Genomic DNA, 24,781 nt, shown 5'->3' with positions numbered 1-24,781 from the left:
AAACCCAATTCATTTGTGAAAAGGGTTCAGTCGTACTTATTGTAATAAACATGGTTAGGTAAGGTAAAACTAAAACAGAAAATGGCTGGGGTAGCTGGATTCGAACCAACGAATGACGGAGTCAAAGTCCGTTGCCTTACCGCTTGGCTATACCCCAAGGTTAGAATTAAGGTTAACTCTTTTTAATGCTAGTTGTTGAGGTTAAGGATGTTTCTTTTCGACGCTACGTATTGAGTTTAAGGTAAGTTCTTTTCAAAACAAAGTGCGTTTTGAAAAAATTGGTGGTGGGGGACGGATTCGAACCGCCGAACCCTGAGGGAGCGGATTTACAGTCCGCCGCGTTTAGCCACTTCGCTACCCCACCAGGTTAAATTATGGATAACTATTTTCGATAATTCTTATCGAAAAAGTTCTGATAAGCTTCGCATTACTGCGTCAACTTCACTCGCTCAGTCAGTCACGTACCTGAGTACGCTCCTTCCTTCTCTCAATCGTTTCCTTGTTCTGCTCGCTTCTCCCAATTTTAACGGGAGTGTAAATAAGTATTATCTCGTGTTAAAAAAATTTGGTGACCCCTACGGGATTCGAACCCGTGTTACCGCCGTGAAAGGGCGGTGTCTTAACCGCTTGACCAAGGGGCCTTAGTTAAAATTGCGATAAGCTTTCGCATTACTGCGTCAACTTCATTCGCTCAGTCAGTCACGTACCTGAGTACGCTCCTTCCTTCTCTCAATTGCTTCCTCGACCTGCTTGCTTCTCCCAATTTTAACGGAGATATGTAAGCGACGCTCTCTGGAGCTTCCAACCGGATTCGAACCGGTGACCTCTTCCTTACCATGGAAGCACTCTACCTACTGAGCTATGGAAGCAATATGGCTCCGCAGGTAGGACTCGAACCTACGACCGATCGGTTAACAGCCGATTGCTCTACCACTGAGCTACTGCGGAATAATCATTATTTTCGGTGTGCATGTCCTTCATGACAAATTTCATTATAACAAGAATAAATTCTTTTTCAAGGCTTTTCTTTAAAAAAGTTTTTCTTCCCGACAGCAACTTTTACATAGTACCATATCTTTTGCATATTAGTCAACAGACTTTCATAACTTACAATAGATTGTGTACAAGGGGGACAACATATGCGTAACAAATACTTTATTATCTTTATAACTTGCCTTGGACTCTTTATACTCCTTCCCCCATTACCTGAACAGGCATCACTGACTAGCGTCTTCCGCTTGACAGAGGAGCCAGCTGTCATCGTTCAAGGTACAAGTGGGTCGGCACTGACCGTCAATATTTCATTCGGAGACGTCGAAGTGGAACAGTGGATTCAGGGATTAAGCAAGCCATATCCACTCCTATTTGTAGACATGGACTGGGCTGAACGTTTCCCCGAAACTGTGCGACTCATCGCTGAAAAAAATATCCCTGTAGGACTTCTTGGCGTTAAAGGGATTGTCTATGAGCAGAACACACCACTATTCACCCAGCAACTGAAGCGATTTGAAACCACTTTCGGAGTAAAGCCACTTTGGTTCCGCACGGTTGATGAAGTGTTCCCTCAGTCCCTACATACACAGCTTTGGGAAGCAGAAGTCAATGCACTTGGTTCTTCTGTTGTTTGGCGCGGAGGTGACTCCCCACCTGTCATAGAAGGCGAAATTCTTTCTATTCCGCACCACCGCGATGATCACATCCTGCTCACCGAATTGAAAAAGGTCTATAAAGGTCGAACATTTACGACCATCGAAGATATGCTATTTAAAACAACCGTGAAAACAAAAAAAATACCTGAATAACGAAAACAGCACAGCCACCATTTTTGGGGACTGCGCTGTTTTTATTTCGCTTTGGAAGCGGATGCAACTTTTTTTCGTGCTTTTTTACGTTCTTCTTGCTTCGCCTTGTCCTCATCAGACTGCCTATTGTACTTCGGAAGTGATAAAAGTTGGTAAGCATTCACCGCAAGTAGCGGGAAAAGCAAAATCGTCACCCACGAATCGATATTACCTGAACGTACCATCAATGCCGGTAACCATTCAAGTGTTGTTACAACAATCATGAAAAAAAAGGCTGAAATCAACGTATGCTTCTTCGTCCATTTCGCTTTAAAATAAGCGGTTATAGCGGACACACCGATAAGTGATACTAGTAAAGTAAGATACAGCAACGTCCGTCCTGTCTCACCAGAGGTCAGACGGAATCTGAAGAAAATAAGGTCAAATAAGACAACCGCTATGATCAACAGCTGAACCCAATTCCACAACGTCAATGTCTTAAACATATTGACACCGAATTGATGAATCGTTAAGTAGGCAAAGAAACCCATTTGTGCAACGACACTCATCGTGAATCCAAGGAAAACCATCCAAAGTAGAGCTCCAGTGAATTGCCAAATCTCACCATTCGTTAAATATTGCGAAAAGAACTCCCAGCGGACAATCAATCCCATTACCGCTGTCACAATTCCTCCGATTAATAACGCATTAAAAAAGAATTTTATCCAATTTCGTATTGTCACGACAATAGTCCTCCAGTTTTTAGTGCTTCCAATAGTGTAACAACGTTTCAATAAAAAATCTATTTACTTACACACTCCATGCATATTATCCGTCATTTTGTGAACAATAATTGAAAATGCTTGTGGAAGGGAAAAGGATTTCCATGAAAAAAAAGTATTTTCACTTTTTGTTACTGGTCCTTCTGTTAACCGGATGTGGGATACAACAATCTAGTCCTACATACGACGAACTAAAAAAGATGATGACGGACACCTTACAAACTGAAGATGGCAAAAAAGCCATCAAACAAATGTTGGCAGACCCCGAGTTTAAGGAACTCCTTATCTTGGATCAACCCGAGGTAAAAAAATCAATTGAAGATACCCTATTATCCAAAAAGGGAGAAGAATTTTGGAAAAAAACGTTTGAAGACCCAAAATTCACAGAAACCATTGCCAAAAGCATGAAAGAACAACAGCAGGAGATTATGAAGTTGCTGATGGATGATTCTTCATTCCAAAAAGAACTGGAGGAATTTTTCGGCCAGCCCGATATGCAAAAACAACTGGAAACGGTTATGCAGTCAGGAAATATGAAAAAACATCTTGAAAAGGTTGTTGGAGAAACTATTAGTAGCCCACTTTTGCAAACAAAATGGCAGGATCTTATTTTGAAAGCCGGAGAGGTCAAACCGGCGGAAGGCAATGGTGGTGGTGAACAAGGCGGAAGCGAGTCTTCAGGTGGAAATAAAGAAGGGAGCGGCAGTGGCGGAGGAGACAAATAGTCCTCTCCGCTTCACCCCGCTCTTATTTTGCTGTCTTATTAATAATATTTTTTGCAATCCCTGTATAAATCTGACCAATCGGATGATCATCCGCATAAACGGATGGCGCAAAATCATCATCATTCCAATCAGGTTGCCCCAGTGGAATCTGTCCAAGTAACTCTGTACGAAGTTCTTCCGCTAACTTAACGCCGCCGCCTTGCCCAAAGACAAATTCGCGTTCTCCAGACGTTTTCGACTCAAACCAAGACATGTTTTCAACTACGCCAAGCAGTTCATGGTCCGTCTGAAGCGCCATTGCTCCCGCACGCGCTGCGACAAATGCAGCCGTTGGATGTGGGGTTGTCACAACAATTTCTTTCGATGTTGGAATCATTTGATGGATATCGAGCGCAACATCACCCGTGCCTGGTGGTAAATCAAGTAGAAGATAGTCTAAATCGCCCCACTCGACATCACGGAAGAATTGGTCAAGCGCTTTCCCAAGCATTGGACCACGCCAGACAACAGGTGCATTATCTTCAACGAAAAAGCCCATTGAAATCACTTTTACACCGAGACGCTCAACAGGAATAATCCGATCTCCACGAACGACTGGTAATTCCGTCACGCCCATCATATCCGGCACACTAAATCCGTAAATATCTGCATCGATGAGCCCGACTTTTTTACCAAGACGTGCAAGCGCCACCGCAAGGTTAACCGACACAGTTGATTTACCGACGCCACCTTTACCAGATGCGACAGATATAAAATCGACATCACTTAGCGGAGATAACAGATCTTGCGCCTCAGCTTCTGTCGCTGTCCCACGAAATTGTTCAAGTACTTCTCTCGATAATTCCTCAAAACGGATCCCTACAGAATCTGCCCCTGCGCCCTTCAATAACTCAACAACTTTCATCTGAAGTGGCATCTGTTCTGCCGTATTCACTTTTGCAATCGCTACTTTTACGCTTACATGGTTTTTCTCTGGCTTGATGGATACTTCGGTAATTCCTTTTGTCTCTTCAAGCGTTTTATGTAAAAACGGATCCTTCAACTGACCTAACAATTCACGTACAGTTTGCTCATTAATCAATGTCGACACTCCTTGGAGGTATATTCATTCACCCCCAAGTATACCATAACACCTTGCAGACAAAGTTCGTAAATGCCTCATTCTTCTTCCAGTTGATGAAAGTCAATAATCCCTTGTAAAATGGCATCCGCTACTTTATTTTGGTAGGCTGGATCCGTCAGTAAACTGCGCTCCTCCGGGTTGGATAGGAAACCTGTTTCAACCAATACAGAAGGCATCGGCACTTTCTTTAACAAATAGACATCTTTAATAGCCATCGCCTTACGTTCCGTATTTTTTAACCCCCCACGAAAAGACTCCTGTATGGACTCTGCCAGCAATTTACCACCCACATGCCCCTCCGGATGATAAAAAACTTGTGACCCACGCCATTTCTCTTGAGGTATAGCATTGACATGCACACTAATGAACATATCTGGATTTTCATCAATCGCAATCCTCTCTCTTAGCTTTAAATCAGCTACCTTCCGTTCACGCGTTGTTGTAAACTTCTCTTCAGGAGCATGCTCTGCCAATGCATCTCCGTCTTTCATCCTTGTCATAATGACGGTTGCACCTTTCTTTTCAAGCCGCTTCTTCAGCCCATGTGCAATACTTAGTGTAATATCACGTTCCACAACGTCCCCCGAAGAAGCCCCACCATCCAATCCGCCATGACCAGGATCCACAACGATTTTCACACCACTTAGATCTTCTGGCATGAAAAAGTTTCGATCCGACGCCTTGACACCATAGAGGACGACTCCTAGTGAACAAACAAAAAGTAAACCAATGACAAACCATCGCTTCATATGGACACCGCCTTTTTCCTTCACTATACGCAGTGTTAGTCAAAGATATGTCCCATTTTTAATTGGAAATAAAGTTCGCAATGCTTCGTTAAAACTTTAAATCCTTTCCAGCGTGGTAAACAACGTCTCAGCAAAACCTAACAATATTTCTCTATAAATAAGCAACATTCTACACGATTTTCACTACAAAAAAAGAACCCCGAAAGGTCCTTCTTTTATATGCATTATTCAGTTGCTCCTGCCCATTCCAGCATACCGCCGACCATATTTGTAACATCGTAGCCTTCCCCATCTAAAAATTCCGAAGCACGCCCACTGCGTCCACCAGAACGGCATATTAAAATATAAGACTTCGCTTTGTCTAACTCATCCAAACGCTCTACTACTTCCCCTAAAGGAATATGGACCGCACCTGGAATCATTCCTTGCGCTACTTCATCCGCCTCGCGTACGTCCACCAAGTTGAGTTGCTCTCCTTGGTCCAACAATTGCTGTAATTCAGTCGTCGTAATTTCTTTCATCCTCTAACGCCTCCAAACTTTTTCTTATCCCTCACTTTACCATAGCCATCCTTTTTCTACGACAAAACGATACCCGATTAGGCGATACCTACACGCTTTGCTATACTTACAAGACAAGACTCTTTCAAGGAGGTTGCCTGAAGCATGAATGACACTATTTCCTATACAACTGAAGAAATTGCCCATATTTTAAAAGTATCGAAATTGACCGTTTATGATTTGATCAAAAAAGGGGTGTTGCCTTCCTACCGTGTCGGGCGACAAATACGTGTTGACGCCCATGACCTCGATGCTTATAAAGAACAAATGAAAAGCGGACATGTAGCTATGAAACCAGCGCCACCAATGACTGATAGCCCTGAACCAGCTTCCAGTTCACTTAGACAAATTATCATTAGTGGGCAGGATATTAGCTTAGATATTCTAGCCAACTATCTCGAAAAAAGCTCAACAACCATCCGTCCCCTACGTTCCTATACTGGTAGCTTGAACAGCCTAGTCGCCATGTATCAAGGGAAAGCAGACGTTGTGAGCACACACTTATTTGATGGGGATACAGACACCTATAACCTTCCCTATATCCGCAGAATTTTAGTCGGACATTCCTATATCGTTCTCCATCTCCTATCGCGCCGGGAAGGCTTTTATGTCGCGAAAGGCAACCCGAAAAACATTCAAACCTGGGCTGACTTTCTTGCACCAGGCGTTACAATGGTGAATCGCGAAAAAGGGTCGGGCGCGCGGGTGTTAATTGATGAGCAATTACGACTGTCAGGCATCGCCCCCCATACAGTCAAAGGCTATGACACGGAGGAATCGAGCCATATCGGAGTAGCAAGTAAGGTAGTTAGCGGTCAAGCTGATGTAGGCGTAGGCATTGAAAAAGCCGCCCGCCTCGTTGACGTCGACTTTATCCCCATTATTCAAGAGCATTATGACTTAGTCATTATGAAGACACCGCAAAACACTGCGCTCATCGAGCTATTGCAAAACATCGTGCAATCGGAGTCCTTCCAAAATGAGCTCGAAGCTATTGGCGGCTATGATTTATCACAGACAGGGAAAATTATGTACGAGACTCCTTAATGATCCCTTGTTCAAGGAATAGAATGCGATCACCTAGCTTTTCAGCTTCATCCATATCGTGCGTCACAATAATAAACGGAATTTTCCACATTTCATGGAGTCTCAATAGCTCGTCCTGACACTCCATACGTGTTTCACGATCCAAAGCAGACAACGGCTCATCCAACAATAATACAGAGGGTTCCGTGGCCAATGCACGCGCTAATGCGACGCGTTGCTTCTCCCCGCCAGAAATTTGGTGGGGATATTTTTTGACTAAATGCCCAATCCCTAACACACTAAGCAATTGGTCACTGCGCGACAGCGCCATTTTATTTTTAACGCCATAGCTAATATTTTTTTCCACCGTCATATGCGGAAATAGTGCATAATCCTGGAATAGATACCCAACATTCCTCTTTTGCGGCGACAGTGACTGACCCTTCCCTTGAAAATACACTTGCTCATTTAACGTAACCAAGCCCTCATCTGGCTGATCAAGCCCGGCAATGACATTCAAAATCGTCGTTTTCCCTGACCCCGAAGGACCTACCAAAACAACAATTTCATCCTCCACTTTCAAATGAACATCCACCGAAAAATGCGCCAATGCTTTCTGAATTCGCACGTCTAACATTCAAACACCTTCTTATGTATGTCCATTTTTATACCGCTGCATATTGCGCCTGCTCCACCAATTCAACCACATAATCGTACTAAAGCCGAGTGCTACGATAATGACAACCCAAAAAGTAGCCTTTTCCATTTGACCCGATTCCACCGCAAAGTAAATAGCCATCGGAATCGTATCTGTCTTGCCCGGAATATAACCAGCTAACATCAATGTCGCACCAAATTCACCAAGCCCACGTGCGAAAGACAGCACCAAGCCCGCAAGCAATCCTGGCCAGGCGAGCGGAAAGGTAATCGTCCTAAACACCTTCCACTCTGAAGCCCCCATCGTCCGAGCCGCATTTTCCATCCGCCTATCCAAACTATCAAATGCCGCGCTAGCACTTTGATACATCAACGGAAAAGAAACAACAACCGAAGCAATAACCGCACCAATCCACGTAAACACAATCTGAATATCAAACCACTCAATTAGCCAACTACCTATCCATCCTTTTTTGCCAAAAAGAATTAACAAGCCAAAACCAACAACTGTTGGCGGTAGCACTAGCGGTAATAGAAACAACGATTCGATAATACTTTTCCCGAAAAATTGTTTTCTCGAAAATAGATGAGCAAAAAACACACCCGTTATGAAAACAATAACAGTAGAAATCCCCGCTATTTTTAACGATAACATCAATGGTGTGTAGTCAGTCATAGTCTCAATTCTCCCCTCGAACTTACTTAAAGCCGTATTTTTTCAAAACTTCTTTTCCTTCATCACCTGTTAAGTATGCCAAAAACGCCTTAGCTTCTTCAGGATGTTTAGTTTCTGAAACAACCGCTCCAGGATAGACTATCGGCCCATGCCATTCGGCACTAGCTGAAGCCAATACTTTTACCTTGTCCGAAATCTTCGCATCACTTGAATAAACCACGCCTAAATCCGCATTGCCCATTTCCACATGCGTCAATACTTGGCGTACGTCTGAGCCTAACACCATCTTATCCTGCAATGACTCCCATAGGCCAATATTCTCTAACACTTCTTTTGTATAGCGTCCAACCGGCACACTTTCTGGCTCTCCAATAGCAAAATGCGCAATCGTTGACGGATCGATATCTTCAAACGAATCCACAGTTAATGATTCGTCTTTATTTGTAATCAACACCAGTTCATTCGCCGTAAAATCAATACGTGTTCCTTCTACTAACAACGCCCCTTCATCCAATGTATTCATATCTTTTGAACTTGCAGATAAGAACACGTCCGACGGAGCACCTTGTTCAATTTGCTGCACTAGCTTTCCTGAGCTACCAAAGTTAAAAGTTACTATAATATTTTCATGCTCTTTTTCAAAGCTAGTTTTCATATCAGTTAAAGCATCCGTCAAACTGGCAGCAGCCGATACCATTAGTTCAACCGGTTCAGCTGACTTATCCGCCTTCCCAGCAGAACAACCTGCCAACACCAATAGCAAACAACTAACTACCAAAAGCCATACTCTTTTTTTCAATAAAAACCCTCCTATTTAGATGCTATATATAACTAGTTATAACTCAACATAACCAATTATAAATAAGGGCATGTTACAGGTCAAGGGATTATCCAAGTAATAGGGAAATCCCTATAGACTGTCGAAGCATACAAAAAGCCCTTCTCCACATGAAATGGAAAGGGCTTTAAGGTGAATCAGAGTCTATTAAGATCAACCTTGAATTGGTAACAGTCCGCGCGGTAGGAAGACTTAACGACCTCAAAGATTGTACCGTCATCGAGGGTTGTAAGTCTCTGCATTAAGAGAATAGGGGAACCCTTCTCAATTTGCAAATGCAGAACCTCCTCTTCATTAGCAATTGCGGCTTCTATCAATTGTACGCCGGAAGCTATTTTTAATTGTAGCGTTTTTTCTATATACTCATACAGCGAGTTTTTCACAGCCTCTTCATTGAGCCCTACAACTTTCTCTGTAGAGATATAAGTCCGTTCCAACGCCATCGGTGTTCCTTCCGCAAGACGAATTCGTTTTATCTCGTACACAAGGGCCTGACTCTCAATCCCCAGCTGTTCTGCCAAACTTTTATCCGCAGGAACTATATTAAAACTGAGTAAAATAACTCCAGCCGTCATACCTCTAGCTTTCATATCCTCCGTAAAACTGGTCAAGCCTTGCAATCCCTGTTCCAATTTCTGTTCCATCACGAAGGTTCCTTTCCCTTTTACGCGGTAAAGTATCCTTTCGTTGACTAGGTTTGTGATTGCCTGTCTAACCGTTATTCTACTTATTTCATATTTCTCACCGTATTCCCGTTCTGACGGAAGCAAGTCTCCTGGTTTTAGAAGTTCTTTTTCTATTTGCGTTTTGATATTCTGTTCTAATTGGTAATATATTGGTATTGGGGAGTTTTTATCAATCATATTAATATTCTCCTTTCAGGCATTGATACTTCTTCTGCTCTTTCAAGAATCAGCATCTAACATATGTATCACATTCATCATATCATTATAATTATAATAGTAATAGTAGTTGTATAACTACCTATATTTTCGTACAACCTTTCATACCCCTTTTACCTTCCCGTTATTACTGATAACTCCACCTAGTTTTCGAGTTAACTTTAATTTGTAAAAGGGTATCCCAAACATTGATGGGGATACCCTTCTAACCTTATTTATTGTTTCATTTTCGCTAAGTTCGCTTGCCATTTTTCTGTTTGGAATTCCAATAGTTGCTTGTGGCCAAGAGTATTGGCATTTTGTGCTGCCGCAGCTAAAATCGCTGCTACTTCTTCATCACTTTTCGCATAGAGTGCCTGCGCTCTCGTTTCTTCAGCAATTTCATTAATACTTTGTTGAATTCTTCCTTCCTCTGAATCTGGAAGTGGATTAATATTTTCAAACTCTGTACCGTTTAATTGTGTTTTCCATGTTATTTCATACTGCCAATGTGTATCCCAACGACGCTCTTCCAAAGGTAGTGAAGCTGTAAACTTTGCTTTAGCCGTATCTAAGAAGTTTGAATTTCCGTTCCACTGGAAGTTACCCGTGTCACCATCAACTTTAGCAACACCCTCCGCGTCAGAAACATAGTCCCCTGTGAATTGAGGCATTCCCTCTCCATCAAAGCCATCCCAATATTTACCCTCTGGACCAAAGATCAACGATGACTGCCCTTCAGGACCTGTCAACCAATCCAAGAATGCGAATACTTTTTCAGGATCTTTTGCAGCCGTCGTAATTACACTAACGTTCCAACCCATCATACTAAAATCACCAGGGTAGACATTGTCTTTATTTACGCCTTCTTTTGCAATCGGCCAAATATAGAAATAACCACTGTTTGGATCTTCTTTAATCATATTGTAATGTCCTTGTGCAGACAACTCAGTCGGGCTAGCAGAAGCATAAACAGCCACTTTCCCACCTGTAACTTTTGCTGTTACCATATCAAGGTCCTGTGTCAACGCATCTTGAGTAATTAACTTTTCACGGAACAACTTGCTAGCATATTGCATTGTTTCCAAGTATTCTTTGCTTTCGAAAATAGAAGTAAGCTTATCCCCTTCTTGCACCGCATGCCTACGAATATCTCCTGGCGAATGCCCTTCTTTAAATGCAGAATACAAGACGCTAACACCTTGATTATCCACATGTGTTTCAAATGGTGTTACATCCGGAAACTTCTCTTTTACTAGCGTTAAATAAGCATATAAATCATCAGTCGTTTCAAGTTTCGGTGAGCCCAACTCTTCATAAATACCTTTGTGCACCACGTAACCAGCATTACCAAAAGGCTTCGAGTTATACCAGTTAGGGAACTGATAGAGCTTGCCATCTTCAGAACGAAGCATGTTCAGTCCTTCTTCACCGAACCAATCTCTTAAGTTTGTATACTTATCCAAGTAATCATCGAAAGGGACTAACACACCACCTTGACGCAACCTCTCCACATCGGCACCTTTATCTAGCCAAATAAAATCCGGTAAGCTGTTACCTGCAATCATAGTACTCAGACGTTGTGCAGCATTCCCACCACCATCAATTGCAGTTACATTGACCTTTTTGTTTTCTTTAATCCAAGCTGTAGAGATGTCCTCTCCCCACGGCGGCATTGTATACCAGTCATAATTACCAAACATCGTGATATCCAACTGCTCATCTCCGAGTACAAACGGCGTAGCTGCAGTTTCACCATCAGTGGATGATTCTTCGTCCTTCGGCTTTTCCTTATCCGTTTCCTCTTCATTTCCAGCATCGCTAGAGCATCCTGCTACTACGCCAAGCACTAGCAACAATGATGCAAATAACATCCAAAACTTTTTCGTCATCTTAGTTTTCCCCCTTATGTTCTTCTCACAAAATATATTTAAAGCCTACGCTTCAAACCAAGATCCATTATTCCTTAAGTGAACCAATCAACACACCTTTAACAAAGTACTTCTGGACAAAAGGATAGACCAAAATAATTGGAATCGTGGCTACCATCATAATCGCCATCGATAAAGACTTTCCTGTAACCGTTGTCAATCGAGACATATGTGCCGCCGCACCTGCATCAAGCTGCCCCATCGATTGACTGACAGTGTTTGCATTCAACACTTTTTGTAATAATGTTTGAATTGGAATCAAATTCTCCGATGTTATATAGATACTTGGCAAGAACCAGTCATTCCAATGGAATACCGCGGTAAAGAGTGCCAACGTTGCGATGACCGGACCTGAAAGCGGAAGAACAATCCTGAAAAAGGTCGCCCAATACCCACAGCCGTCCATCTTCGCCGACTCCTCCAGCCCAGCAGGTAACTGTGAAAAAAATGTTCTAAAAATAATCATATTCCACACAGAAATCAATGTAGGAATAATCATTACCCAAAACGAATCCATAAGACCTAATGAGCGAATAAGCAAGAAACTTGGAATCAATCCCCCGCTAAAGAACATCGTAATAATTAAAAAGATCATAAAGTACTTGCGACCAATTAACTCTTTTTTGGACAGCCCATAAGCTAAAATCGCAGTGGCCATAACAGAAAGTACTGTACCCACTCCTGTTCTCATCACAGAAATAAAGAAAGCGTTCACAAGTCTTTTATCTTTAAAAACAAGTTCATAGTTTGCTAACGTAAAATCTCTTGGCCAAAAGGTTAGACCGCCAAGCATTGTATCCTGTCCACTATTAAATGAAATCACAAGTGAGTTCCAAAACGGATAAAAAGACACAAATGCTAGTAATGCCAACGCTGTATAAATAATGGTAGCCATCACTTTATCACCGAATGTTAATTTATTCACTGCGCTCAACCCCCACTTTGCGTTTGATCACCATAAACTATTACCACTCCTACGAGCAATTTGATTGGCTACTGTCAATAAAATGACGCTGATAACTGCCTTAAATAGCCCAACTGCCGTTGCATAAGAGTAGAGGGAATTACTGATTCCCACTCGGTATACATACGTGTCAATTACATCTGATACTGGCCGTAATATAGGATTGGATCCCAATAACAGTAGATCTTCAAATCCAGCACTCAATAAATTACCGACTTCTAGGATAAAAAATATCACGATAATTGGCATAATAGAAGGGATCGTAATCAAGTACATTTGTTTAAATTTACTTGCTCCATCTAAGGAGGCGGCCTCATAAAGCTGTGGATCCACACCAGCAATAGCCGCTATGTATACAATAGAGGCAAAACCAATTGACTTCCAAAGATTAGTAGAAATGATAATCGCCCAAAAGTATTCTCCAATGGACAAGAAGTTAATCGGTTCATCAATCAATCTTAACTGCTCAAGCAGGATGTTTAAACTTCCGCTTTCCGTTGCTAGAATCGATGTGGCAAAACCCGCTACAATAACCCATGACAAGAAATGCGGCAAATATGTGATGGTCTGAACGACTCTTTTGAACATCATCTTCCTAACCTCATTCAACATGAGCGCTAGAATAATTGGAGCTGGAAAACCTATTAATATCTTTAATCCACTAATAACAACAGTGTTTCTCATTATTTCAAAAAACCTTGCATCGCTAAAGAACAATTTAAAATGCTTTAACCCTACCCATTCACTTCCTGCCATGCCTTTAAAAATATTGTAGTCTTGAAAGGCCATCAACACACCGTACATAGGGATATAGTTGAAAACGAATACAAACAATAAACCCGGTATAACCATCAACTGAAGATCCCACTGCTTGAAATATCGTCGAAGAAGACTCTTTTTTTTGTTTGTTTTTATAGTAGGAGACTCCATCGGCTTATCTATCTCGATTTGCTGCAAAGACTATCACCCCGTTTTCCCTTTACTTTACCATCATGTCCACAAGACGACTATACCAGTAGCGATTTTAATTGTCAATATATTTTCAAATTTTAATTTATTTAGTAATACGAAATATCAGCATGACAATAGATGTTTTTTATAAGGTTCTTTTATTCATAGTTTTTCCATATTACCAATAAAAAAGCAAGACTCCCGATGCATACGGTGAGCCTTGCCTTTTGATTGTAGCTATTAACTTTCTCTAGCAATAATTTTCACACATACAGGCCGATCAACAGCATAAGACTTCCCTGTATCACTCAATATACCATCCTCGTGGATGCTCATGACATTGACCTGATTCGTATGCTCATTTGCCACCAATAGAAACTTACCATCTGGTACAATCGCAAAGCTTCGAGGCCACTCTCCTCCAGACGGAGCATTTTCTAATGGTTGCAGCATCCCGTCAGCGGAAATAACAAATGAGGCAATTGAGTGATGCCCGCGGTTTGATGCATAGAGAAACAAACCCGATGGGGCTACATGAATGTCCGCACAATAATTTGTCCCCTCGTAATCATCGGGAATGGTTTTCACTTTCTGAATCTGCCTCAAGCTTCCCCCATCCTCATTGTATGAGTAGGTCAAAATAGAGGAATCCAGTTCATTTATGACATAGACTCTTGACAGTGTCGGGTGGAAGGATATATGACGAGGACCTGTTCGATCTCCTGTCAAAATTTCCTCCACAAAAACCAACTTTGCTTGGTCTTCATCAAATTCATAGACGTTTAAACGATTCAACCCTAAATCAGTCACGATATACCGATTTGTGCCTGGTATATTTCTAATTGCATGAGGATGCGAGTCAACGCCAAGCGAAGCCGCCACCTCTGTGTAGTCCTGGATATCGGACGCACCCTCAATAGCACCTGCTCCATTTAATGGCTGAACAGTCACATTTCCTTGCCCGTAATTTGTGGTAAATAAAAACCTGCCATCCTTTACCTCACTGTAACAAGGACTATTTCCATGAACAGACTGCCGGTTTATTTCAGTCAGACTCGTATTCAAAAAGTCGACTTCATAACTTACTGTTTCTCCTTTTTCCACTTCACTTACTGCATACAGTCGGTTAAAAGAAGTATTCAAGGTGACAAACGATGGATTTTTAACGCCCGAGGTTGAGCCCACCTTGTCTAACTCGCCATTGTGAGCGTCAAAGGTAAACCAGTGAATAAGCTCCTCTTCTTCGCTACCATAGCAACTTATGAAAACATCATATTGTTTCGTCAAATCATCGCCCCCTTCCATCTTGCACAAGTCTCAATAAATCGGAAGCACATGAAAAAACACATTCGGAGAGGCCATTCGATAATAATAACTGCACCAGCCTAATCCAGTCGAATTGTCTATTCCCGGGGAATAATATAGTCGTTCCTGCTCAAGCTCTTCAATGCTATCAATTTTCTTCTCCACATAGTCATTTATTCGTTCAATCGCTGTATCAAGTCGGTTGAATAGCCCACCATACCGAATATCAATAATCTCCCAACCAAACGGTTTATTGACTGCAAACCACTGCGTACGATGAGCATCCCGAAGCGCTTTGGCTCTTCCCATAATTTCCGGCAATTCATCGGTAGCAATTCGTTGAAGCAGATCTATATCGTTATCATCATAAGCCTGCTTCAGCTTCACCCCAACACCTGCTTTAAGCGCCAGCACAGCAGACAGTTTTTCAGGCACCTCAAAAATAAAGTCAAAATCTGCCGTCGCATCTCTGGTTTCACTAATCTCCTTCTCCAACTCTTCATAATATGGCTTCATGTCCAGCCCTTCAACATGCTTGTCGAAAAGTCCTAATAAGACATCTTGCCAAAGAAGAAATTTCGAAGGATTCGTCTGTTCCTTATTGTCAGGTTCTACGCCTGGAGGTGTGTCCAACTTGCTTAACAGCATATAAGCCCCCGCCTCGATACCCGTGCAAAACTTTGCACGTTTCGCCAATTTTTCACGATCAACCTCTTTAGAATAGGCGTGTTCAGCATAAAATTGCAACCCTAATAATGAGGAATAAAAGTTATTTTCATAACCGTCATCTCCCCAAAGCGTAACAAATACATCTTGAACTCCCTCTTCTTTACAAGCAGCAAGTGCTGCTTCACTTGCCGCCAAAGACAATCCATAATTTGTTGCAAAAGTGTTCCAGACCCAGATACCACCTGCAAAGGCTGGCATCCGCCCAAACGTTTTATGCTTCTTTAGTATTTTTGTATAATGGTCTTTGTCCGTCGCATTATACTGCCAATACATCAACTGGACATCTTTAGGCGTCATTTCAATAATATAATCTGGTATTTCCGTTTCTTTGCTATAGTGATCTCCCGAAGAATTAGCAAGTTTAAGGAACATATCACTCCACATCATCGCTTCGAGCCCATTCTTTTCGACGATATCCAGTACTCTTTGCAGGTGAGTCGCCATCAATTCAAATCGGGGCTTATGACCATTCTTGTTTAAATAGATTCCACGTCCTACTTCCTCCGCCTCATCCATTCCGATATGAATCTTCTTACTACGGAAAGGCTTAGACGCAGAGCTGATCATATTTTCAATAAATAAATAAGTCTCTTCACTTTCCAACAGCAAGGCACCCCTTGTATCCTTATAACGGGATGCCGCACTCCACTTTAGAAACTCCTCCAAATGGGCTAAAGTCTGGATACATGGAATTAACTCAATGCCGTAAAAGTCGGCATAATCATCTAGCGCCTTTAACTCATCTTGGCTATACCTACCTCTCATATAGCCAAAATAAGGTTCATTATCGATTTCGAATGTATCCTCCATATAGAGCATAGCGGAGTTAAATCCCATCACCGCCAATCTACGAATCATATCTTTAAAAGCAGACATTTTCATGACTGCATTTCTGGAGAGATCAAACATCGGGCCGACCGTAGAAAATTGTGGACTCTCTACCAAATCAAACTCAATCTTGCCTTCCTGCATCTGCTCGATATATAAACCAAATGCCCTGAAAAAATGAACTTTTTGGTTGTAAATAATTTTCCCTTGACCGTCCTTGAAGATAATACGGAGATTACTTCCCTCCTGTTGTTCGATTGTTAACGGAATACCACTATCAGAAATAGTGAAGTTCAAGATTCCTTTCAGTTCCCCTATCCCGTCCATCAGTTCTGAAGTATCTCCAACTAATCGAATATCCAACACGTACCCACTCCCCTTGAAATGTTAGTTGCCGACTTATCCTTTTACCGAGCCTGCCGTTGCTCCCTTTTCAAATGTTTTTTGAGCAAACAAGTAGAATATGACTACCGGAATAACCGTCATCGTAATCGCCGCAGTCATTAATCCATAATCCGTTCCATACTGTGAACTTACTTGAGACAACAACACAACAATAGGTCGAACGCTTTCATGTTCGACAAAAATAAGGGACGAGAAAAGGTCATTGTACGACCATAGGAAAACAAAAGTTGCCACCGTTCCAAAAATAGGAAGGGATACTGGAAGGAAAACTTTGAGAAACATTGTCCAACGGTTACAGCCATCAATGACAGATGCCTCTTCCAGTTCACGAGGAATCGTCGCCATATAGCCACTGATGACCAGAATAGCAAAAGGTAAATTTCCAGCCGTCTGTGGAATAATCAACCCTAAATAAGTATTAACAAACCCCAGATCGATCATCATTCGATAGACTGGGACAATCGTTGCAAAGGCCGGAATCAGCAAAGAAGCAATCAGAGCCGTTTGCATAACGCCCCTTAGTCTGAAACTCATCCTAGCCATAACGAAAGAAGCTAATCCGCCAAAGAAAAGAACGAGCAGAACTACCGAGCCTGAGATGATTAAACTATTTACATAACTTTTACCGATATTAATCGTACTAAATGCATTTATGTAGTTTTGCAGGGTTGGGTCCGCCGGAAAACTAAATGTATTGGTAATAATATCTCGAGATTGTTTAAATGAATTAAGCAATACCCATACGAGGGGAAATATTGTTGATATAGCCCAAATGGATAAAACGATATAAACAAATATCTTCCCGATTTTCGACTTGATTAAATACTTAGTTTGGAATTTCTCCCAATAAGTAAGTTGATTTTTATCAGTACTCAAAAGTGATCACCGCTTTTTAAATTAGTATGTGATATCTTCAGATTTCATGAGTTTGTTCGTAACAAGTGCCAATGTCAGACCAATTACTACCATTAAAACAGCAAGTGTCGCACCATAGCCCACATTTGCATCCACAAACGCTTTTTGATACATATATGTCCCAAGCACCTCTGAAGATCTGGCCGGACCGCCCCTTGTAATGATAAATACAAGCTCAAAGATCTTTAATGCACCCGTAATGGCTAATACTAAACAAACTTTAATATCGCCAACAATAAGTGGAATCGTTATTTTAGTTAACTTTTGGAATCCTGTTACTCCCTCAAGCTGTGCAGCCTCATAAAAGTCTTGTGGGATTTTCCCGATTGCAGTCAGGAAAATAACAAAGTAAAACCCGACATAACTCCAAACTGTTGGAATCGCAACCATGTAGAGCGATGACTGTTCTGTCAGCCATAATACACGCTCAAAGCCAAGACTCACTAGGATTTCATTCAAAAGCCCATTTCTGTAATTGTAAATTAAGGTAAACAGTAAACCGATAGCTGCGCCTGAAATAACAACTGGGAAAAAGAAAGTCGTTCTAAAAAATCCGGCTCCGACTTTAATCGAATCTACCATAACTGCTAACAGCAACGCGATACCAACTTGGAAGATAGCTACATATAACATCAGCTGGAGTGAGTTCAGTGTCGCTTTTTTGGCGATTTCATCGGCAAGAAGTCTTTTGTAATTATCTAATCCGACAAAGGTCGAATTAAAAAAGCCGTCCGTTTTATAAAAACTTTGAAAAAAGTTTTCGAAAAAAGGAAAATAGAGAAAAACTGAGGTGATCAGCACCGCTGGGGCTAAAAATAATATGATGAATAGCTTATCGCCTTTCATATTTTTCATAAGATACTCCTTTACCTACTTCGTTAGTAAGAAGATTGCTTTGCCACACAAAGGTGCAGCAAAGCAATCCGACAATTTCTGCTTATTCCATTGCAGCTGCTTCATCCAATACTTGTGCACCCGTTTTAGCTCCACTAACAACTTCCGGTACACTCGTTCTCATATGCGTAAATGACTCTGGATTAATGCGGTCATTGATTGGTGCGTCAATAGCTGGTGCATCTGCAATCAATTTATGGCCAACTGCAAGTCTTGGATCGATATCTGTCAGCTCACCTTTTGCAGGAATTTGTCCAGTTGCCCCTGCTAGTCGTAAGATACTTTCTTCAGAAGTCAAGAAATTGAACAATCGTACAGTTGCATCGCGTTTTGTATCATCATTGTATGCTTTTGTACTGATAAACCAACCTTGCGAAGCCCCACCAACTAGCTCGCCAGTTACGCCACCGCTTTTAATCGGCATTGGTAACACTGTTACGTTTTCTCCAATACCAGCTTCTTTAATACTGCCCCATGCCCATGAACCTTCAAACAACATAGCTGCTTGTTCTTGCTGGAATAGGCTTGCAGCAATTGAAAGGTCGATCGTTGCTGCATCCATAGGAAATGCACCCATTTTTGCGTGTTGCCCAATTAAATCTAAACCTTCTGCCCACGCTGCATTTTTATCAGCTAGTTCTGCGCGATAATTCTCCATACCACCTGCTGCCAAAGCATAGTGTTCAACTAGATAGTAAGAATCCTCCGTAGAGACTGCAACAGGAATTATATCTGTTTTCGCAAACTCCTCGATGGCTTTTTCATACAATTCCCAAGTTGTCGGCAGTTCAATACCGTAATCTGCAAATAGTTTTTCATTTACAAAGAGTGCTTCATAGAAGCCAGTTTGTGGTGCAGCATAGATTTTTCCGTCTGCATTTCTTTGTTGCTCTAACATCGAATTATAACCTGAAAGATCAACGCCTTCAGCATTTTCCAAATCAATAACTTTTCCTTCTTTAATAATGCCTTCAGCATCTACAGTGTTGAAGTAAAACATTAATTCCGGCTCGTTATCAGAAGTGAAATCTGTATTGATTTTCGTACGGATTGTTCCTGCATCAGCTGATTGTGATTCGTTTGTAACTTTTATCCCCTCATTCGCAGCTTGGAATTCCTTTAGCAATTCCTCAAATACCGCACCTGCCGGGTCAGTACCTGCCATCGTTGTAACAACTTTAATACTTGCATTAGTTACTTCTCCGGCAGTCTCTTCGACTTTGGAATCGCTTTCTTTTGGTGTCTCAGTATCACTTGACGTTTTTTCCGGTTCTGTTGTGTCCGTGCCACATGCCGCCAGAACAACAAGTAACATCGCCATAAACAAAGATAGTAAACCTAACTTTTTGAATCCTCTTCTCATCAATATTCCCCCTCATTTTTCCACAATATCATGTATGCTCGTCTAGTTGTCTATACACATAATATCTCATCAATAAGAAACAATCAATAACTTTTTTAAATTTTTACTGAATTTAAAAAACCTTTACTGATCGAACAACGATCAGTAAAGGATTTCTGCATAGAACAAAAGCGCAAGCGCCTGTTCAGCCCCGACAAGTAGGAAGGATGAACTTCAATCCTTCCCTGCTGGAGGGCTTGAAAGTAAAGGCGCCCTTTGCCTTTACTAGCAAGACCGAAGCGACTCGAGGGGCTAGGCGCTGGAGCCTAGACGAGAAATCACCCTATTCTGACTTATCCACAGTACAAGAATTTTATAATTTCCTAAGCTATATAAAAAGCCCTCTTCCACGAATGGAAAAGGGCTTTGATTTGAAATATTAACGTTTTGAGAACTGTGGTGCACGACGTGCGCCTTTAAGACCTGGTTTTTTACGCTCTTTCATTCTTGCATCACGCGTAAGTAGTCCTGCTGATTTCAACGTTGGACGGAAATCAGGATCTACGTTTAGAAGTGCACGTGCAACGCCGTGACGAATTGCGCCTGCTTGTCCTGTGTATCCGCCACCGTGGACGTTTACAAGGATATCATAGCTTCCAAGAGTTTCTGTTGCTACTAATGGTTGCTTAATGATTTCACGAAGTGTTTCAAATGGTACGTAGTCTTCTGCGTCGCGGTTGTTGATGATAATTTTACCATCTCCAGGAACCAAACGAACACGAGCTACTGAACTTTTACGACGGCCAGTGCCGAGATATTGTACTTGTGCCAAAGGTGTTTCCTCCTCTTAATTATCCGCGAAGCTCATATGCTTCCGGTTTTTGTGCTGCGTGCGGATGCTCCGCTCCAGCGTATACGTTCAATTTCTTGAATGTTTGACGACCTAAAGGACCTTTTGGAAGCATTCCTTTGATAGCCAATTCAAGCATTTTTGTTGGGTAGTTCGTGCGCATTTCTAGCGCTGTACGTGATTTAAGGCTACCAGTGTAACCTGAGTGACGGTGATACAATTTGTCTTTCAATTTGTTACCTGTTAGTTCGATTTTCTCAGCATTGATGATGATCACGTGATCACCTGTGTCAACGTGTGGTGTGAACGTAGGTTTATGCTTGCCGCGCAAAAGTGATGCAACTTCAGAAGCAAGACGACCAAGCGTCTGTCCTTCAGCGTCGACAACGAGCCATTTACGCTCTACTTCGTGACCTTTAGCCATGAATGTTGTACGCATGTTTTTATCCTCCTAAATGAATATCAATTCAATTGTTCCGTTTTCTCTATCCCTAAACACAATTAACCTTCCGGGGCTTTTTTGTGGGGTTATTGAAATACCATTACCCATCTTATACCGAATCCCACAATAAGTCAAGCGAATTTCTGAAAAACACCAGGAAAAGTTGCCTCAGCTTCCATAGGTCACACTTTCCAAATACAAACCGTGTGCCGGTGCGGTTTTACCAGCCTCATTACGATCACATAACTCGAGAATACGCTTGACGTCTTCTGGACTATTCCAGCCTCTTCCAACCGCCAAAAGCATCCCTGCAATGGTCCGCACCATATTGTACAAGAAGCCATCACCTTCAATCGTCATGACAAGATAGTCTCCTTGTTTTTCACAGGTTAGTTGTCGAACTGTCCGCACTTTATTGGACGTAGCTGTTTTAGCTGAACAATAACTCGTGAAATCATGTGTGCCGATCAAATACCTTGCCGCTTCCTGCATGCGCTCCACATCAGGTCGTAAATTTCCGAGATGAACCGAAAAATTTCGCTCAAATGGGCTATGCACATTACTATAAGACCATCGATAGCTATAAGTCTTGCCCTTTGCTGAATAACGCGCATGGAAATCCTCATCGACATATTCAGCACTGACAATTCTTATATCCGTGGGCAATAAAACATTCAACGCCATCTGCCAACGATCCAATGGAAGAGCGAGTGATGTGTCAAAATGAATAACTTGTCCATTAGCATGAACGCCTGCATCCGTTCGTCCACTCGCCACCGAATGCACAGGGATTGTTTTATGAATCTTTACCAAAGCCTTATCGATTTCAGATTGCACGGTCCGCATGCCTGGTTGAGACTGATAGCCTGCAAAATTTGTCCCATCATACGATACGACTGCTTTTACACGTGTCATCTTCAACGACCTCCTAACCTCTCGCCAGCAAGAGAATGACGACAAGAACAACGAACAATGCCATAATCAACGTATCGCGCCAATGCCACTTCAACTGTCGGTACCTCGTCCTACCCTCTCCTCCACGATAGCCACGAACCTCCATGGCGACAGCAAGGTCTTCAGCACGTTTAAATGCGCTAACGAATAGAGGAACAAGCAGTGGAATTACCGCATTAATACGCTGCTTGATAGAACCCGTACTAATATCCGAGCCTCTTGCCAGCTGTGCTTTCAAAATCTTATCTGTCTCATCCATCAACGTAGGGATGAAGCGCAAAGAAATCGACATCATCAACGCCAGCTCATGAACAGGCAATTTAAAACGCTTAAACGGCCCCAACAAATCTTCTAGCCCGTCCGTAATGGAAATCGGAGAAGTTGTCAATGTAAGTATAGACGTCATTAACACAAGAACAAGGAAGCGAATAGAGATGAAAATCCCTTGCCTCAATCCTTCTTCATAAATTTTAATGAACTTCCAATCCAGTAACAATGCACCTTCTCTTGTGAAAAAGATATGCATCAAAAATGTGAAAATAATTAAGATAAGAATCGGCTTCAATCCATTAATTAAGAAATACAAACGGATCCGTGAACTGAAAATAACGAGTAACGTAAATCCTAGTAGTAATCCATATGTCAACGTATTATTTGCCAAAAATACCGTAACGATGAATAAAAAAACAAAAGCAAGCTTCGAACGTGGGTCCAGCTTATGAACAAACGATGTTCCTGGTATGAAGCGGCCAAAAATCATTTTCTCCAACATTAGCGGCCACCTTCTTCTCGTGTGGCTTGTACAATTGTCTGCGCCAGCTGTTCTTCCGTTAATGCCAGTGTTGGCAAGGGACGACCAATCATCTTCTCGATATCACGCTGAAACTTCACAGAACGTGGTAAACCTAGCCTGAAGGACTTTAGCTTCTCTTCATCACCAAACACTTCCTGCGGCGTACCAGATAGCACAGAACGCCCATCATGCATGACAATAATATTGTCCGCATAACGTGCAGCATCCTCCATACTATGCGTCACAAGGATCATCGTTAATTTCTCTTCGACATGCAAGCGATGGAATAGCTCCATGATTTCTTGTCGCCCTCTCGGATCAAGTCCGGCAGTCGGCTCATCCAAGACTAGCACAGACGGTTTAAACGCCAATACGCCTGCAATAGCCACACGACGCATCTGTCCACCCGATAGATCGAAAGGTGATTTTTGAGCAACCTCTGGCGGTAGTCCTAGCAGCTCTATCAATTCATGGGCCCGTCTCCGTGCCTCTTCCTCTGGTACACCAAAGTTCATCGGGCCAAACATAATATCTTTTTCTACCGTTTCCTCAAACAGCTGATGCTCCGGAAATTGGAAGACAATCCCCACATGGCGTCGGACATCCTTCAATCCCTTCGCCTTCGTGCCTGCAGAAATCAGCGTGTCTCCAATCTGCACAACACCCTCACTTGGCTTAAGCAAACCGTTCAAATGCATCAGTAATGTTGATTTCCCCGAACCTGTATGCCCAATAATCGCTGAATAAGAGCCGGAACGGATTGTGGCGTCCACACCTTGCAACGCTCTTTTCTCAAACGGCGTATCTTTGCCATACAAATAGCCTACTTGCTGAAGTGAGATGTCCATAATTCATTCACCAACTCTTCTTCCGTCATATGTTCACCAACAAATTCTAGACCAAATTCCCGTAACAAATTAGATACTTTCAAGGCAAAAGGTAGGTCCAACCCAATCTCCTCTAGTTCATCTCCCCGAGCAAATATTTGCTCAGGCGTTCCAACCGTTAACACTTGTCCTTTATTCATCACGATAATGCGATCTGCTAGTAACGCTTCTTCTAAATCATGTGTAATGGAGATTACGGTAAGCCCTGTCTTGCGCTTCAGTTCCTCCACTATCCGAATAACTTCATCACGTCCTTGCGGATCCAGCATGGAAGTCGCCTCATCCATAATCAACAAACGTGGTTGAAGTGCCAGCGCACCTGCAATTGCAACACGCTGCTTCTGTCCGCCTGATAAATGGTGCGGCTCATGATTAAGAAAATCACTCATCTTCACCTGCGCGAGTGAATCATGAACTCGTATCGTCATTTCTTCAAAAGGAACTCCATTATTCTCCAAGGCAAACGCCACATCATCTTGGACTGTCGAACCAACAAACTGATTGTCTGGATTTTGGAAAACAATCCCCATTTGCGATCGAATGTCCCAGATATTTTCTTCTGTCAGCTTCTCAATGAACACATTAACATTCCCTTCATCTGGGAACAATAGTCCAATCATCAATTTCGCAAGTGTTGATTTGCCGGAACCATTATGACCAACAATCGCAATCCATTCACCATCTTGTACTGTGAACGATACGTCATCGATTGCCTTCTTAACTTCCTCCTCTTCCAATGGATAAGAATAGCTCACATGATCTATCGACAAGATTTCCTTCATCGCCTACCACC

General features: G+C 42.1%; 25 protein-coding genes and 5 tRNA genes. 3 read left to right on the top strand and 27 right to left on the bottom strand.

Going from position 1 to position 24,781, the window contains the following annotated elements:
- Positions 1–82: 82 nt before the first annotated feature.
- The 5 genes from N1I80_RS01340 to N1I80_RS01320 form a co-directional block, all read right to left on the bottom strand.
- A tRNA-Gln gene (locus N1I80_RS01340) sits at positions 83–157 on the bottom strand.
- Between the two features lie 122 nt (positions 158–279).
- Positions 280–364 (bottom strand) — tRNA-Tyr (locus N1I80_RS01335).
- Positions 365–566: 202 nt separating this feature from the next.
- Positions 567–641, bottom strand: a tRNA-Glu gene (locus tag N1I80_RS01330).
- A gap of 152 nt (positions 642–793) precedes the next feature.
- Positions 794–869: transfer RNA gene (locus N1I80_RS01325), tRNA-Thr, on the bottom strand.
- Positions 870–873: 4 nt separating this feature from the next.
- Positions 874–948: transfer RNA gene (locus tag N1I80_RS01320), tRNA-Asn, on the bottom strand.
- Between the two features lie 191 nt (positions 949–1,139).
- Here N1I80_RS01320 and N1I80_RS01315 point away from each other — a divergent pair.
- A complete protein-coding gene (locus N1I80_RS01315) occupies positions 1,140–1,802 on the top strand; it encodes a hypothetical protein (RefSeq protein WP_340736177.1) in 663 nt (220 codons plus the stop codon).
- Between the two features lie 41 nt (positions 1,803–1,843).
- Here N1I80_RS01315 and N1I80_RS01310 read toward each other — a convergent pair whose 3' ends face one another.
- Positions 1,844–2,524 carry a KinB-signaling pathway activation protein gene (locus N1I80_RS01310; protein ID WP_340736176.1) on the bottom strand — a complete coding sequence of 227 codons (681 nt, stop codon included), beginning with the start codon at positions 2,522–2,524 and terminating at the stop codon, positions 1,844–1,846.
- A 143-nt stretch (positions 2,525–2,667) separates the two neighbouring features.
- Between N1I80_RS01310 and gerD the strand changes: the two genes are divergently transcribed.
- On the top strand, positions 2,668–3,288 hold the full coding sequence (gene gerD / locus N1I80_RS01305) for a spore germination lipoprotein GerD (RefSeq protein ID WP_340736175.1): 621 nt from the start codon (positions 2,668–2,670) through the stop codon (positions 3,286–3,288).
- A 22-nt stretch (positions 3,289–3,310) separates the two neighbouring features.
- On the opposite strand, the gene N1I80_RS01300 is transcribed toward gerD, so the two are convergent.
- From N1I80_RS01300 to N1I80_RS01290, 3 genes are all read right to left on the bottom strand, one after another.
- Entirely contained in the window at positions 3,311–4,369 is a 1,059-nt protein-coding gene (locus tag N1I80_RS01300) for an Mrp/NBP35 family ATP-binding protein (RefSeq protein ID WP_340736174.1), read from the bottom strand.
- Between the two features lie 77 nt (positions 4,370–4,446).
- Positions 4,447–5,160 carry an N-acetylmuramoyl-L-alanine amidase gene (locus tag N1I80_RS01295; RefSeq protein ID WP_340736173.1) on the bottom strand — a complete coding sequence of 238 codons (714 nt, stop codon included), beginning with the start codon at positions 5,158–5,160 and terminating at the stop codon, positions 4,447–4,449.
- A gap of 224 nt (positions 5,161–5,384) precedes the next feature.
- A complete protein-coding gene (locus tag N1I80_RS01290; RefSeq protein ID WP_340736172.1) occupies positions 5,385–5,681 on the bottom strand; it encodes a rhodanese-like domain-containing protein in 297 nt (98 codons plus the stop codon).
- A 144-nt stretch (positions 5,682–5,825) separates the two neighbouring features.
- Here N1I80_RS01290 and N1I80_RS01285 point away from each other — a divergent pair, with 144 nt between their 5' ends.
- Positions 5,826–6,767, top strand: coding sequence for a helix-turn-helix transcriptional regulator (locus tag N1I80_RS01285; protein ID WP_340736171.1), 942 nt, complete (start codon positions 5,826–5,828; stop codon positions 6,765–6,767).
- Here N1I80_RS01285 and N1I80_RS01280 read toward each other — a convergent pair.
- The 18 genes from N1I80_RS01280 to N1I80_RS01195 form a co-directional block, all read right to left on the bottom strand.
- On the bottom strand, positions 6,748–7,383 hold the full coding sequence (locus tag N1I80_RS01280) for an ATP-binding cassette domain-containing protein (protein ID WP_340736170.1): 636 nt from the start codon (positions 7,381–7,383) through the stop codon (positions 6,748–6,750). The genes N1I80_RS01285 and N1I80_RS01280 overlap by 20 nt on opposite strands.
- Before the next feature lie 12 nt (positions 7,384–7,395).
- The gene (gene modB, locus N1I80_RS01275; protein ID WP_340736169.1) at positions 7,396–8,079 is read right to left on the bottom strand and encodes a molybdate ABC transporter permease subunit; all 684 of its coding nucleotides are present in this window, start codon (positions 8,077–8,079) and stop codon (positions 7,396–7,398) included.
- Between the two features lie 22 nt (positions 8,080–8,101).
- The gene (modA, locus tag N1I80_RS01270) at positions 8,102–8,878 is read right to left on the bottom strand and encodes a molybdate ABC transporter substrate-binding protein (protein ID WP_340736168.1); all 777 of its coding nucleotides are present in this window, start codon (positions 8,876–8,878) and stop codon (positions 8,102–8,104) included.
- A 176-nt stretch (positions 8,879–9,054) separates the two neighbouring features.
- On the bottom strand, positions 9,055–9,780 hold the full coding sequence (locus N1I80_RS01265) for a GntR family transcriptional regulator (RefSeq protein ID WP_340736167.1): 726 nt from the start codon (positions 9,778–9,780) through the stop codon (positions 9,055–9,057).
- 254 nt (positions 9,781–10,034) lie between these two features.
- Positions 10,035–11,690 (bottom strand): extracellular solute-binding protein, encoded by a 1,656-nt coding sequence (locus N1I80_RS01260; RefSeq protein WP_340736166.1) that lies wholly within the window; start codon positions 11,688–11,690, stop codon positions 10,035–10,037.
- A gap of 67 nt (positions 11,691–11,757) precedes the next feature.
- The gene (locus N1I80_RS01255; protein WP_340736165.1) at positions 11,758–12,654 is read right to left on the bottom strand and encodes a carbohydrate ABC transporter permease; all 897 of its coding nucleotides are present in this window, start codon (positions 12,652–12,654) and stop codon (positions 11,758–11,760) included.
- Between the two features lie 27 nt (positions 12,655–12,681).
- A complete protein-coding gene (locus tag N1I80_RS01250) occupies positions 12,682–13,623 on the bottom strand; it encodes an ABC transporter permease (RefSeq protein WP_340739939.1) in 942 nt (313 codons plus the stop codon).
- A gap of 261 nt (positions 13,624–13,884) precedes the next feature.
- Positions 13,885–14,931, bottom strand: coding sequence for a lactonase family protein (locus N1I80_RS01245; RefSeq protein ID WP_340736164.1), 1,047 nt, complete (start codon positions 14,929–14,931; stop codon positions 13,885–13,887).
- A gap of 30 nt (positions 14,932–14,961) precedes the next feature.
- Positions 14,962–16,872 carry a beta-N-acetylhexosaminidase gene (locus N1I80_RS01240; RefSeq protein ID WP_340736163.1) on the bottom strand — a complete coding sequence of 637 codons (1,911 nt, stop codon included), beginning with the start codon at positions 16,870–16,872 and terminating at the stop codon, positions 14,962–14,964.
- A gap of 33 nt (positions 16,873–16,905) precedes the next feature.
- A complete protein-coding gene (locus N1I80_RS01235) occupies positions 16,906–17,787 on the bottom strand; it encodes a carbohydrate ABC transporter permease (RefSeq protein WP_340736162.1) in 882 nt (293 codons plus the stop codon).
- A gap of 21 nt (positions 17,788–17,808) precedes the next feature.
- Entirely contained in the window at positions 17,809–18,681 is an 873-nt protein-coding gene (locus N1I80_RS01230) for a carbohydrate ABC transporter permease (protein ID WP_340736161.1), read from the bottom strand.
- 82 nt (positions 18,682–18,763) lie between these two features.
- Positions 18,764–20,083, bottom strand: coding sequence for an ABC transporter substrate-binding protein (locus N1I80_RS01225; protein ID WP_340736160.1), 1,320 nt, complete (start codon positions 20,081–20,083; stop codon positions 18,764–18,766).
- Between the two features lie 418 nt (positions 20,084–20,501).
- Entirely contained in the window at positions 20,502–20,894 is a 393-nt protein-coding gene (gene rpsI, locus N1I80_RS01220) for a 30S ribosomal protein S9 (protein ID WP_203247901.1), read from the bottom strand.
- Positions 20,895–20,913: 19 nt separating this feature from the next.
- Complete coding sequence (gene rplM / locus N1I80_RS01215) at positions 20,914–21,351, bottom strand: 50S ribosomal protein L13 (RefSeq protein ID WP_203247900.1); 438 nt, start codon at positions 21,349–21,351, stop codon at positions 20,914–20,916.
- A gap of 171 nt (positions 21,352–21,522) precedes the next feature.
- A complete protein-coding gene (truA, locus tag N1I80_RS01210) occupies positions 21,523–22,269 on the bottom strand; it encodes a tRNA pseudouridine(38-40) synthase TruA (protein WP_340736159.1) in 747 nt (248 codons plus the stop codon).
- A 13-nt stretch (positions 22,270–22,282) separates the two neighbouring features.
- Positions 22,283–23,080 (bottom strand): energy-coupling factor transporter transmembrane component T family protein, encoded by a 798-nt coding sequence (locus tag N1I80_RS01205; RefSeq protein WP_340736158.1) that lies wholly within the window; start codon positions 23,078–23,080, stop codon positions 22,283–22,285.
- Complete coding sequence (locus tag N1I80_RS01200; protein WP_340736157.1) at positions 23,080–23,949, bottom strand: energy-coupling factor ABC transporter ATP-binding protein; 870 nt, start codon at positions 23,947–23,949, stop codon at positions 23,080–23,082. The genes N1I80_RS01205 and N1I80_RS01200 overlap by 1 nt, the downstream gene beginning before the upstream one ends.
- Positions 23,925–24,770 (bottom strand): energy-coupling factor ABC transporter ATP-binding protein, encoded by an 846-nt coding sequence (locus N1I80_RS01195; RefSeq protein ID WP_340736156.1) that lies wholly within the window; start codon positions 24,768–24,770, stop codon positions 23,925–23,927. The genes N1I80_RS01200 and N1I80_RS01195 overlap by 25 nt, the downstream gene beginning before the upstream one ends.
- Between the last annotated feature and the right edge of the window lie 11 nt (positions 24,771–24,781).

Origin of the sequence: Sporosarcina sp. FSL K6-3457 (genome assembly GCF_038007285.1) — a bacterium.
Lineage (GTDB): Bacteria > Bacillota > Bacilli > Bacillales_A > Planococcaceae > Sporosarcina.
This window is presented reverse-complemented; position numbering and strand designations above follow the sequence as displayed.